This is a genomic window from Ignavibacteriales bacterium, from assembly GCA_026390595.1.
Classification (GTDB): Bacteria; Bacteroidota; Ignavibacteria; order UBA10030; family UBA10030; genus UBA9647.
The window spans coordinates 150354-162947 of record JAPLFQ010000030.1; the positions used below are offsets into that span (position 1 = coordinate 150354).

The following is a 12594-nucleotide window of genomic DNA, read 5'->3' on the forward strand; positions in this document are numbered from 1 at the left end:
GCTGATGAGATGTTTCAGACTGCGTCCTCGCCCGACTCTTCCGTCCGGACTCTGATCACATCATCGACCGGCGAGACGAAGATCTTGCCGTCTCCCACCTGTCCTGTGCGCGCCCCCTTCACGATCGTCGAAACGATATTCTCGACCATCGAATCGGCGGCGATAATCTCGATCTTGATCTTCGGAAGAAAATCGATCTTGTATTCCGAACCTCTGTACAGTTCTGTATGTCCCTTCTGCCGTCCGTATCCCTTCACCTCCGTGAGTGTCATGCCGCGGACGCCGATCTCCGAAAGGGCCTCGCGGACATCGTCGAGCTTGAAGGGGCGAATAATCGCTTCGATTTTCTTCATACCGGTTCCCGCCTGCGCTGGTTATGTCGTGTCAACTGGTGAGTACGAATGCAGCCCTCAAACGTCCTGGTTCAGACACCGTGGCAGTTCTTGTACTTCTTTCCACTTCCGCATGGACATGGATCGTTACGCCCGATTTTTTGCTCGACATGGACCGGCGCCGGCTTCTGCGGCGGGCGAGCCGACGGGCCTTGCTCCGACGCGCCTTGTGGAATCGCCTCCCGGTTTCCCTGAAATCCCGCCCCTTGCGCGGATTCGTGGGTCATCGTAATGTCCTGAATACGGAGAGGCCGTCGTCCTCTTTGGGCCGGCAGCTGCTCCGGACTTTCGGGGAAGAACTTGAACACGATATTGACCACCTCGTCGGCAATCAACTCCATGAGATCCATGAACATCTGGAATGCCTCTGTCTTGTATTCGACCAGAGGATCCTTCTGCCCATACCCGCGCAGGTGAATGCCTTCTTTCAAATCGTCCATTTCCCGCAGATGATCGCGCCACTTGTTGTCTATGACCTGGAGCATGGCCATCCGTTCCAGCATCCCCATCATGTCGCGGCCGATCTTTTCTTCCTTCCGCCGGTAGAATTCCTCTGCCGCTTTGACGACCCGCTCCGCAACTCCCTCCTCACCGATCTTCTGAAACTCTTCGGGCGTGATCTGCAGATCGGCAAGGAATTTGGCGCGCACGTCATTCCTCAGCGCCTCGATGTCGCCTTCCTTGTAATGAGTCTCCGTCATCTTCGCCGCGAGATCCCGGACCATATCGAAGATATCGTCTCGCAGGTGCTCGCCAAGAAGCGCATGGCGCCGACGGGAGTAGATGACCTCGCGCTGCTGATTCATGGTGTTGTCATACTCAAGCAGACGCTTACGAATACCGTAGTTGTTCTCTTCAACCTTTTTCTGTGCACGCTCCACGGAGCGGGTGATCATAGGATGCTGGATCACCTCCCCTTCCTTCAATCCCATTCTCTCCATGACCTTGGCGATCCGCTCGCTGCCGAACAACCGCATCAGGTCATCCTCGAGCGACAGGTAGAACCGAGACGACCCTGGATCGCCCTGTCGTCCGGACCGGCCTCTCAACTGCCTGTCGATGCGCCGCGCTTCGTGCCGCTCGGTTCCGATGATGTGCAATCCACCGACATCCCGGACGCCCGGACCCAGCTTGATGTCCGTTCCACGCCCCGCCATGTTTGTCGCGATAGTGATCGAACCCGGAAGTCCGGCATGCGCGACGATTTCCGCCTCACGCTGATGTTGTTTGGCATTCAAGACGTTGTGCGGAATCCCCTTCCGCTTCAACATCCTGCCAAGAGTCTCGGATACTTCCACGCTCGTCGTTCCAACAAGCACAGGCTTGTTGATAGACCTGCTGTGCTCGATTTCCTCAATGACGGCGTTGTATTTTTCACGCTTGGTTTTGAAGACCTGGTCTTCCTCGTCGTTTCGGACCATCGGCCGGTTCGTCGGAATCACCACGACGTCAAGCTTGTAAATGTCGAAGAATTCTGCCGCTTCCGTTTCCGCAGTTCCCGTCATTCCGGCAAGTTTCTTATAGAGCCGGAAGTAATTCTGGAGAGTCACGGTGGCAAGCGTTTGAGTGTCCCGCTCGACTTTTACGCCTTCCTTCGCCTCGATCGCCTGGTGCAATCCTTCCGAGTACCGGCGGCCGGCGAGAAGACGACCGGTGAACTCATCGACGATCATCACTTTTCCGTCATCGGAAACGACGTATTCGTCATCCTTTTCATACAGGGAGTACGCCCTGAGAAGCTGCTGAATCGTGTGAATCCGATCGCTGCGATCAGCAAACAACGCGTTGATCTCATCCTTTTTGAGCTGCTTCTGATCAACCGGGAGAGACTCGTTCCCCTCGAGTGCACTGAACTCCGCTGCGATGTCGGGAATAATGAAGAGGTCTTTGTTCTGCCCCGGAAAAACCTGGGCAAGAAAATCACGGCCCTTGTCGGTCAAATCGATCGTGTGGGATTTCTCGTCGATGGCAAAATACAGTTCATCGTCGATTTCGTGCATGCGGGCCGACTGATCCTGGAGGTAGATCCTCTCCGTCTTCTGGGAAAGGGTCTTATTCGATGGCTCGGAGAAGAGTTTCAACAGTTTGTTGCTCTTTGGAAGCCCGCGACTCGCACGCAGGAGCAGCACGCCCGCGTCATCAAAGTTCTTGGCCTCGAGCATTTGTTCCGCCTCGCCGAGGGCCTTTGCCACGAGACTCTTCTGAGCGTTAACAAGCCGCTCGACGTAGGGCTTCATCTCGTTGAACTTGTGGTCATCGACCGCGACAGGACCGCTGATGATAAGCGGAGTCCGCGCTTCGTCAATCAGAACGGAGTCAACTTCGTCCACGATGGCATAGTTGTGTCCGCGCTGCACCATCTCCTCCGCGCTGACGACCATGTTGTCGCGCAGATAGTCGAATCCAAACTCGTTATTGGTGCCGTAGGTGATATCGGCACTGTAGTGTATCCGCCGCTGGGCCGGATCCATCGGCTGGAGAATGACGCCGATCTTCAGGCCATGGAATTCGAAGATTTTTCCCATCCACTGACTGTCGCGCAGTGCGAGGTAGTCGTTGACGGTCACGATGTGGACACCCCGTCCGGGGAGGGCGTTCAGATATGTGGGGAGTGTCGCGACAAGCGTTTTGCCTTCACCCGTGGCCATTTCTGAGATTTTCCCCTGATGCAACGAAATGCCGCCAAGGAGCTGCACGTCAAACGGGACCATATCCCAGACGAGCTTGTTTCCGGCAACATCCCAGGACTGCCCGACGAGGCGCCGGCACGTTTCCTTCACCACGGCGAATGCCTCGGGTAGGATTTCGTTGAGCGTATCCTGAATCGTCGCATCCAGCTGCTTGTTCAACGCATCGAGCTCACTGTAGATGGTTTCTCGCTGGCTGAAAGGAATATCTTCCTTGAGGCTCGCCTGCAGTTTGGCGATTTCATCCTTTATTTCCGCCGTTGTCTCATCAATATGCTGACGAAATTCTGCGGTCTTCCCTTTCAATTCATCATCTGAGAGAGCCTGCAGCGTTTCAATATGCGAATTGATCTCAGCCACGACCGGCCAGAGAGACCGAACGTCACGCTCGTGCTTGGAACCAAACAGCCTTTTGAAAAAATCCAACATAGATACCTTTCCACCGGGTGAATAGAGACAACAACTGTGAAATATACCCCTTTTTTGTCGCGCAGTCAAGAAACGCCCTTTTCCCCCTCACCTTGCATTTGACGCTTTTTCGGGTGACATTTCTTTCAATTTTTCATGCAACTCTTCATCACTCCGGAGATTACGCGTTGAACGCCACAACGATTTCCCGACTATGCTCATTCCATCGTTCTTCACGGTTTCAGCAACTTACCCTCCTTGCTCTCTCGGCACTCTTTGCCGGCTGTGCCGTGTTCTTTCCGAACAGCAGGCCAAGTGATCCCGTCGAAGGGCTTCGGTACGACATCAGCCGGGTGCTTTCCGACTCAATCTTCATCCCAGCCAGACCAAGTATCAAGGTCATTTCACTCGACAGGAAAGAAGTCCTCTTCGAGCGCGACAGCAAGATTCTCACACGCCCCGCTTCAAACATGAAGCTGGTGACCTCCGCCTCGGCCCTCGGTGTTCTCGGCAAAAACTACGTCTTCAAGACTCCCGTCCTTGCAGAATCGACTGCGACCGACGGCGTTCTGGGTGGGAACTTGTATCTGAAGGGGCTGGGGAATCCCGACCTCGTTACGTCCGATCTCGACTCGCTGGCCGGCCTGGTCAAATTGGCCGGTATCAGATCCGTCGCGGGCGGAGTATGCGTTGACGTGTCTTTTTTCGATGACGAATACTGGGGATATGGCTGGAATTGGGATGACGAGCCGTATTCGTACGCCGCATTCATCACCCCTCTGGCAGTCAATGACAACTGCGTTGTCGTAACTGTAACACCCGGCGTTTCTTCGGGAGATTCTGTGCAGGTCGTCGTAGATCCAGCGACTCCATACATTACCGTTTTGAACAAAGCGAGAACCGTGCAAGACAGCATCGTGCACCCCCTCGTTGTCACACGCCTTTTCAAAGAGCGCCTTAACACCGTTCTCGTCGATGGGGAAATGCGCGTCAACGCAAAACCAACGGAACGCACAATCAGTGTCTGGAAACCTGAACTCTACGCAGCGACCCTTTTCACGGAAGCTCTCCAACGAAAAGGAATTCAAGTCGGAAAGGCACCTTCCGCTGGCACGGCCCCGACAACCAGCACTGAAATTGCGGCACTTTCTCACGGCATCGATTCGACCATCGTCAACATGAACAAAGTGAGCGACAATCTCTCTGCGGAGATGTTGCTGAAGACGCTTGGCACCACAAGCGGCGGAACCCCCGGGAGCGCTCAAGGGGGCGCCTACGTCGCTCACCGGTTCCTCAGTTCTCTCGGAATCGACACCGCGACATTCAACATCGCTGACGGCTCCGGACTCTCGTATCACGATCTCCTGACAGCGGAGATGCTGTGCCAACTCCTTGAAGGCATGTCGCTGCAGAAAGAACTTTTTCCCCTTTTTCGCGCATCGCTCCCCATCGCCGGGGTCGATGGGACGCTGCGCAACCGGATGAAGAAAACACCGGCGGAGGGAAACTTGCGGGCGAAGACCGGAACAATCAGCGGCGTGAGTTCGCTTTCGGGCTACGTTCAGACGCTTGACGGGGAGGTGCTCGCTTTTTCCATGACCATGCAGAACTTCATTTTTCCGACACGGCTCTATCAGCGAGCACAGGACAGGATCGGAGCACTCCTCGCAGGATTCAGCCGCATCGGTCGAACCGCCTCCCTCCCGTCCAACTAGAGGACTGGTCAGAAACTCTCGCACACAAGCACCCGCACTCGGCTCCCTCGATCCACGGGCAGTTGAGATTCCAACGACTTTTTCCTACGTTGATAGCGTGAGGAATAATCGTCGACTACTACTGGTTTTATGCGCGACAGCGTCCGTGCTGTGCGTGTCTGCGTCCCAAACGCGGCCGGCACCGCCCCGCCTGTCACAACAGACCATCCCCGCGTTCGACGGAGATAGGGCTTACGCCTATCTCACGAAGCAGACCCGGTTTGGCCCGCGAAGCCCGGGATCTTCGGGCCACGCGAAGTGTTTATCGTACCTTCTCACCGAGCTGCGGCGATACACGGAGAGAGTCGAATCGCAGACATTCGTTTCCACACTTCCTGATGGGAAGAACGTTGACCTCACGAACCTGATCGCGTCCTTCAACACACGTGCGGTGAGTCGTGTTTTTATTTCTGCGCACTGGGACACGAGATTGTGGGCCGATCAGGATCCGGACAAGAATAACAGGGGCAAACCGATCTCCGGTGCCAACGACGGAGCCAGCGGAGTCGCGGTCATACTCGAACTCGCCCGGCAGCTGCGAGCAAGCCTTCCCTCGGCCGGCGTAGACCTCATACTCTTCGACGGCGAGGATCTGGGGAAGACAGGAAAGCCCGAAAGCTTTTCGGCGGGATCGAAGTATTTCGCTTCCCACATGCCCGCCGGGTTCCGTCCGGAGTTCGGCATCAACATCGACATGATTGGAGACCGCTCGCTGAAGATATTCCGGGAGCAGAATTCGGAGAGGCTTGCTCCCGAAGTGCAAAACCTCGTCTTCGGAACGGCGAAGATTCTGGGAATCACGCAGTTTGTCGATTCTCCCGGCGAGGAAATCACGGATGATCATCTTCCTCTCAACGGGGCCGGGATTCCCACGATCGATCTGATTGATTTTTCATATCCCGACGATTCCAACAAGTACTGGCACACGCTCGCTGACACTCCGGACAAGTGCAGCGCCGAAAGCCTTGCTGCCGTCGGGAACGTACTTATGCACGTATTGTATTCCCACACTTCACTAAAATCGAAACAGCCATGAACCAATCTTCTTCATCGTTCGGGGGATACGAAGCGGTTCGCATCCTGGTGCCGGGTTACTACTTCGCGACGCTCCTGATGTGCTTCACGGGGGCTTTCGCTGAGGCATTCGGAAGGCATCTGCTCCTGGAGGGACTTCAGCTCTTCCTGATTTTCGTCGGCGTCGGATTGATCGCCGGCCTGACGCTCTACGCGAAGGAAAGCACAAAACGCAGGAGAGCGTTTCAGGACAACCAGCCGAGCTTGTACCTGAAAACCAGGGCCAGGGCGATGGCTGATCTTCCGATGATGGAAGAGACGGATGCGCGACAGCTCTATTTCTACATTTTGAACAACCATATCCCTCCGGTCTTTCATGACAAGATATTCTTCTTCGGAACGATCTATCACATCATGATCCAGATACGCAGAACTTCGCTCTGGTTCGCCGTTCTGGCCACGCTTTCGGCCGTCTCGTTCGCCTACGGCTCGCCAGACGGGAGCATCGTGAGCACGCTCTCTTTGTTTGCGACCGTCGTCTGGCTCATCTACCTGTTAAATGTGCGCTACAACAAGGCAGATCGCAAGATGCAGGAAAACTACAGGGATCAAATATATTGGCTGGAAGTCAACAACGACCTGGTCGAGTCCCTGCTCAGGAAGCAACGTCCGACAACAGCCAGGTAACCTCATGAAGAAGAAGCAATGGATTGAAGTCTCTATCACAACTCCCGCCCCGTATCAGGAACTCCTGGTCGGGCAGCTGGCATCAATCGGGTTCCAGGGATTTCTCCAGGAGGGAGATTCCTTATCATGCTATGCTCCTTTGGCGCGGTGGAAGAACCGAACGAACCGGGAATTGGAAACACTCCTCCACAATTTCGGGGAGGAATTCAAAGGACGCCACTTCTCCTGGAAGAGCCGGATCATCGGCGAGAAGAATTGGAATGAGACGTGGGAAAAGAGCATCAGGATTGTGGAAGCGACGTCCCGGATCATTATCAAACCCTCGTGGCGCAAGCTCAGGAAGAAGGACAAGGGAAAGATCGTCCTGCACATCGATCCGAAAATGGCGTTTGGGACCGGCCACCACGAAACGACGCGCCTCTCGCTCACGCTGCTGGAGGAGTATCTCCATGCCGGGGACAATGTTCTGGACTTCGGATGCGGCACCGGCATTCTGGCGATCGCCGCCATCAAGTTGGGGGCCAAGTCGGCACTCGCGGTCGACAACGACCCGTGGGCAATCGAGAATGTGACGGAGAGCATTTCGAGGAACAGGGTCAACCGGCGGGTAACAGCACTTGAAGGGGACGGCACAAAGCTGCCGAAGCACTCCTACGACCTCATCATCGCGAACATAGATCTCCCGACGATTACCGCGACGCTGAAATACCTGGTGAAGCGATTGAAAAACCAGGGATTGATCATACTTTCGGGTCTGCTCGTCACGGACCTCGACAACTTCATGAACCTCATTTCTCACCAGGGCATTGTTCCGCTGGAAATCGTCAACGAGAACGAGTGGGTTGCCATCGCACTGACGAGAGCCGATGCGTTTAACAACAATTGACATCGGGACAAACACGATTCTGATGTTGATCGCTGACGTCTCTGCCGACGGCGTCATCTCACCTGTCCGGGACGAGCTGATCATCGCCCGTCTGGGAAGGGGGGTCGACGCAGAACGCAGAATCACAGCTGAAACATCAACGCGGGTACTTTCCCACCTTCGACAATTCAAGTCGATCTCCGAATCTCTGAATTCAGAGGCAATCATCGCCTGCGGAACGAGCGCTCTGCGGGACGCTGCCAACCGCCAGGAGTTTGTCGATACCGTCAGGCAGGAACTCGGCTTCGGAATCTCCATCCTCAGCGGCGAGGAAGAGGCGGAGCTGACCTATCGGGGCGCGGTTTCGGAGTTTCTGAGCGGGGATGCGGAACCGCGGCTCGCCGTTCTCGACATTGGCGGCGGGAGCACAGAGCTTACCATCGGAGTCGGGGCAAGCGTTTCGCAGCGAGTGAGCACGGACGTGGGCAGCGTTCGGCTCACAGAACGGATACCCCTTGCGTCCCCCCCTTCGCCTGCGGCGCTTGAGCGAGCGATCAGTGAAGTCCGAATCACTACGTCAAGATTCCCTCGACTCACGACTCAAACCCGGCTTATCGGCGTGGCTGGAACAGTCACCACGCTCGCGGCCATCGAAATCAACCTCGAGCGGTACGAGCGAACGATTGTCAGCGGGCACTTCCTCACGCTCGTATCAATCGAACACATATTCAATCAGTTGAAGACCCTCAACACCTCAGAAATGATGCGCGATTTCCCGCAAATCGAGTCCGGACGTGCAGACATCATCGTCGCAGGCATACTGATTTTGATCGAATCGATGAGGAAGCTCGGTGTAGATGGGATTACGGTGAGCGACAGAGGATTGCGCTACGGGATGGTGTTGCGGGGCATTCCGGAACAGCAAACCAGGACTTGATCGATGTGAGTCGCGGGCTTTCGGATACTGATCTCGACTATATCCAATTCTGAAATCATCCTTGAGCTCGCGAGGCTTCTTCCGCTCTCGCAACAAGAAGGGTCTTTTTCTTCTGTTGCGTCGCCGACGTGTCCTCGCCTATTCGAAGAGTTGCACTTTGATTCTCATGCCAAGCGCCTTTGCATACTTCTCCAGAGTTGAGAGCCGTATGTCCTGAGCGTGGTTTTCGATGCGGGAAATCGCTGATTTCTTCGTTCGCAGCTTTTTCGCAATTGCCTCTTGCGTCACTCCAGATCGTACTCGAGCTTCTCTCAACATGACACTAATCTCAAATGCCTCGTATCCGGCTTCGAAGTCCTTGGCAAACTTCGGACTGCGGGCTTTTCGCTTTTCAATATACCGTTCAACGTCCCTCATCGTCTTCCCTTCCTCTCTAAATACTCATTGCGCCGTCGCTGCGCCAGTTCGATCTCTTGGCGAGGCGTTTTCTGTCGCTTCTTGACGAATCCGCTGGTGAGGACCATAAGCACGGGCCCATCGAAGAATCCAAGCAGACGATAGCTCTTACCACCACCTTGTATGCGGATTTCCCAAAGTTGGTCCGTACCGGCAAGCTTTTTCAGATACTGCTCTGGTACTCTCTCCAGCCTCTCGACCAGACGGAGAACCCAAGCCACCTTCTGAGCCTGTTGATCTGACAAGCTGTCGAGGAATTCTTCCAGTGGGCATGCGCCAGACGAAGTCCGGTAGAATTCGATCGATCGCATATCCGAAGTTAACATATATGTGAACCACATGCAAGGAGCAGTTTGCGCAGCGCTACGTTGTGGAGGCTTTGCAGCAGTACTCGTGTAACGGGTTCTACTGTGATGGTGAATGCTTCTTTGCCTTCTCTACAACTTCACTCAGCGCCGTCATCGCAGAATCCAGTTCATCTCTTGTCGTGTTGCGCCCCAGCGAGAACCGAATCGTTGCTCGTGCGGTGTTTTCATCGCGTCCGATTGCAAGCAGAACGTGTGACGCCTGAAGGCTCCCCGACGTGCAGGCGGAGCCGCTGGTCACGGCCACTCCCCTCAGATCCATCCCCATGATAAGTGCGTCACCATCGATTGACACCAAAGAGGAATCAAAGGACACACTTAGAATGTGCGGCAGGCTATCCGTCGGATGACCGTTGAAAAGGAGACCCGTGAACTCATTTTTCAGGCGATCCAGGAGGTGACTCCTGAGGCCGCGGATCTGAACGAGAGAAGCGTCCATTGATTCCCTGGCGATTTCTGCGGCCTTGGCAAAACCGACAGCCAAGGGAACACTCTCCGTCCCGGCCCTTCGATTGCTTTCCTGCGCTCCTCCTTCAACAAAGGAATCTATCTGAACCCCCTTGCGGATGTAGATCGCCCCCACCCCTTTCGGGCCGTAGAACTTGTGCGCAGAAATTGAGAGGACGTCAACGTTCAGTTCTTCCACGTTGACATCGATCTTCCCCACGGCCTGCACGGCGTCTGAGTGGAACGGAACTCCGGCTTGTCGGGCGATCGCCCCGATCCCATGGACATCATTCAGCGTCCCGATTTCGTTGTTCGCGAGCATCAGGGAAATCAGTGCTGTCGAAGGAGTGATTGACTTCTGCACATCCTGCGGGTCCACTCTGCCATATTCATCGACCGGCAGTTCGATGACATCGAACCCGCTCTTGCGCAGATTCCGGACAGGATGCAGGACAGCATGATGCTCGACGGCAGACGTGATGATCTGCTTCTTTCCTTTCCGTAGCCCTGCTTCAGCGAGCCCCTTGATAGCATGATTGTCGGCCTCGGTCCCGCCGCTCGTGAAAAATACCTCATTCGACTTCGAACCGATGAATCGGGCGATAGTTTCGCGGCTCTTTTCGAGGATCGCCCGCGCTTCCCGCCCGAACGAGTGAACCGAGGAAGCATTGCCAAACATCCCCGAGAACACCGGTATCATGACCTCGAGCACTCTTGGATCAAGCGGTGTTGTTGCGCTATAGTCGAGATAAATGCTTTTCATATGCATGGAATATAGGGGCGACGCAGAGAAGAATCAACAAAAAAGCCGGCCCCTCTCCGAGGCCGGCTCGTGGATTGAATGACAGTCGCCGTGGTCACCGGTTCAGAGGATCGGGACGATTGCGGGGCAGATCGCGCACGAGATCACGAAGGTTCTGCTGGAAGCGTGTCTCGAAGACCAGGTACTCGACCAGTTGTTTGTTCGTCAGCACCTGTTTCAGTTCGTCGACGTACTTCGACTTCGCGTCGTTGATCTGGCTTTCCACGGAAAGGAGGTCCTCGACCATGCTGCCGTAATCGGAGTCGGCCGCTTTGCCTTTGCGAAGGACCTGCGCCTGACCGAGCGCTGCCACCTGCTTTTTCCGGAGCTCGCGCAGGAGTTCCTGGTGCTTGTTGTAGCGCACAAAGAACTTTATTGAATTCTGCTCATCGAGGTTCAGGACTTCCATCAGGCGGATCTTCTTGAATTGCTCCACCCGTTCGAGGGCTCTTCCCTGTCCCGCCGGCAGTTTGTCCTGCGCGGCGGCATACGGCGTGACAGCAACACAAACGAGAAGCATCACAGCAGCTTTTCTAACTAACGCATTCATAGAATCGTCCTTTCACCCAGTCGGGCTACGAGCACATCGACTTCAGAGGGGCTGAGCTGGTCGAGGTGTTCCGGAATTGCAGCATCGAGCACTGACTCGTTCGACAACAGAAGCTGGTCCGCCCCGGCGAGCAGGAGATCGCCCTGGAGGAACGGGACTGCCAGCATGGAATTCGTTTCGTTTTCGCCGTTGCCGGAAATCGCCTGGCGATCCTGCTGATCCAGGACGACGTCCACCAGATCTTCAGTTTCAAGACCGTGCACAACCGCCTGCAACGGATTGCGCTCGCCTCCAGCCTCACGCACGGCATCGGGCACACGGAGGAGTATCACCAACAGCAACGCTCCGACTGCGAGCGGTACAGCGAAACGCGCAAAGAGCGGATGAGTAACGAAATCGAAAATTCTCCGGCGCTGCAGCCTTTCACGGACCCGGGGCACCATGGCGGAGAAATATCCTTCGTATGGCGGCCTGACTTCGAGTGAATCGAGAAGGGCCATCGCCGGCCGCAGTTGTTCCAACTCGGCCCGGCAGGCGGCGCATTCCGCCAGATGGCTTTCCACACCCGGCCGGAGCGATTCCTCCAGCATCCCTTTCAGGTAGTCCGGCAACAGATATTCAACGTGTTCCGTGCGCACGCTTTACATACTCCTGTATTTTCTTCACCGCGTGGAAGTAGTTTGCCTTGAGTCCGCCGACCGACGTGTGAAGGATTTTCGAAATCTCCTCGTATGGCAGCTCTTCATAGTATCGCAGGACGAACACCGCTTTCTGCTTCTCCGGCAGCTTCCCGATCGCCTGCTCGATCAGTTGCTTCTCTTCTTTCTTTTCAACCGCGTCATCAGGAGCGACGGCCGAGGTGTCTGCGACATCGAACACCTCATCGATCCGGAAGAACTCCCTCACCTTCTGCCGCCGTAGACTGTTCAGAGCGATGTTGACGGTGATCCTGTACAACCAAGTGTAGAGTGAGGATTCTCCCCTGAACTGCTTCAGCGATTCATATGCCTTGCAGAATACTTCCTGGGCAATATCGTCTGCCCCGTCATGATCGTTGATGAACCGGCGCGCCACCCAGTAGACCTTCTCCTGGTAACGCACAACGAGATGATTGAACGACGATTCATCACCTTGCTGAAAGAGCTGGATTAATTCAAGATCGCTACGAACTGTCATCTATGGCAGAATTCTCGCCCAGTTTTGACAATACAGCGTATGGAAGGTTTAACA

At 55.2% G+C, this 12594-nt stretch carries 13 protein-coding genes; 5 read left to right on the top strand and 8 right to left on the bottom strand.

Going from position 1 to position 12594, the window contains the following annotated elements:
- Nucleotides 1-14 precede the first annotated feature (14 nt).
- Together NTU47_16650 and secA are read right to left on the bottom strand one after the other, a co-directional pair.
- Complete coding sequence (locus NTU47_16650) at nt 15-353, bottom strand: P-II family nitrogen regulator (protein ID MCX6135436.1); 339 nt, start codon at nt 351-353, stop codon at nt 15-17.
- Nucleotides 354-424: 71 nt separating this feature from the next.
- Nucleotides 425-3508 (bottom strand): preprotein translocase subunit SecA, encoded by a 3084-nt coding sequence (gene secA / locus NTU47_16655; GenBank protein ID MCX6135437.1) that lies wholly within the window; start codon nt 3506-3508, stop codon nt 425-427.
- A 167-nt stretch (nt 3509-3675) separates the two neighbouring features.
- Here secA and dacB point away from each other — a divergent pair, with 167 nt between their 5' ends.
- From dacB to NTU47_16680, 5 genes are all read left to right on the top strand, one after another.
- Nucleotides 3676-5202 carry a D-alanyl-D-alanine carboxypeptidase/D-alanyl-D-alanine-endopeptidase gene (gene dacB / locus NTU47_16660; protein MCX6135438.1) on the top strand — a complete coding sequence of 509 codons (1527 nt, stop codon included), beginning with the start codon at nt 3676-3678 and terminating at the stop codon, nt 5200-5202.
- Between the two features lie 154 nt (nt 5203-5356).
- The gene (locus NTU47_16665; GenBank protein ID MCX6135439.1) at nt 5357-6277 is read left to right on the top strand and encodes a M28 family peptidase; all 921 of its coding nucleotides are present in this window, start codon (nt 5357-5359) and stop codon (nt 6275-6277) included.
- Nucleotides 6274-6942 (top strand): hypothetical protein, encoded by a 669-nt coding sequence (locus NTU47_16670; GenBank protein MCX6135440.1) that lies wholly within the window; start codon nt 6274-6276, stop codon nt 6940-6942. Before NTU47_16665 ends, NTU47_16670 begins: the two co-directional genes overlap by 4 nt.
- Before the next feature lie 4 nt (nt 6943-6946).
- Nucleotides 6947-7828, top strand: coding sequence for a 50S ribosomal protein L11 methyltransferase (gene prmA, locus NTU47_16675; GenBank protein ID MCX6135441.1), 882 nt, complete (start codon nt 6947-6949; stop codon nt 7826-7828).
- Nucleotides 7809-8744 (top strand): Ppx/GppA phosphatase family protein, encoded by a 936-nt coding sequence (locus NTU47_16680; protein ID MCX6135442.1) that lies wholly within the window; start codon nt 7809-7811, stop codon nt 8742-8744. The genes prmA and NTU47_16680 overlap by 20 nt, the downstream gene beginning before the upstream one ends.
- A gap of 138 nt (nt 8745-8882) precedes the next feature.
- On the opposite strand, the gene NTU47_16685 is transcribed toward NTU47_16680, so the two are convergent.
- From NTU47_16685 to NTU47_16710, 6 genes are all read right to left on the bottom strand, one after another.
- On the bottom strand, nt 8883-9161 hold the full coding sequence (locus NTU47_16685) for a helix-turn-helix transcriptional regulator (GenBank protein ID MCX6135443.1): 279 nt from the start codon (nt 9159-9161) through the stop codon (nt 8883-8885).
- Nucleotides 9158-9511, bottom strand: a complete 354-nt coding sequence (locus tag NTU47_16690; protein ID MCX6135444.1) for a type II toxin-antitoxin system RelE/ParE family toxin — start codon at nt 9509-9511, stop codon at nt 9158-9160. The genes NTU47_16685 and NTU47_16690 overlap by 4 nt, the downstream gene beginning before the upstream one ends.
- A gap of 94 nt (nt 9512-9605) precedes the next feature.
- Nucleotides 9606-10775 (bottom strand): cysteine desulfurase family protein, encoded by a 1170-nt coding sequence (locus NTU47_16695; GenBank protein MCX6135445.1) that lies wholly within the window; start codon nt 10773-10775, stop codon nt 9606-9608.
- A gap of 94 nt (nt 10776-10869) precedes the next feature.
- The gene (locus tag NTU47_16700) at nt 10870-11364 is read right to left on the bottom strand and encodes a hypothetical protein (protein MCX6135446.1); all 495 of its coding nucleotides are present in this window, start codon (nt 11362-11364) and stop codon (nt 10870-10872) included.
- Entirely contained in the window at nt 11361-12002 is a 642-nt protein-coding gene (locus NTU47_16705) for a zf-HC2 domain-containing protein (protein MCX6135447.1), read from the bottom strand. The genes NTU47_16700 and NTU47_16705 overlap by 4 nt, the downstream gene beginning before the upstream one ends.
- A complete protein-coding gene (locus tag NTU47_16710; protein ID MCX6135448.1) occupies nt 11983-12540 on the bottom strand; it encodes an RNA polymerase sigma factor in 558 nt (185 codons plus the stop codon). The genes NTU47_16705 and NTU47_16710 overlap by 20 nt, the downstream gene beginning before the upstream one ends.
- Nucleotides 12541-12594: the final 54 nt, after the last annotated feature.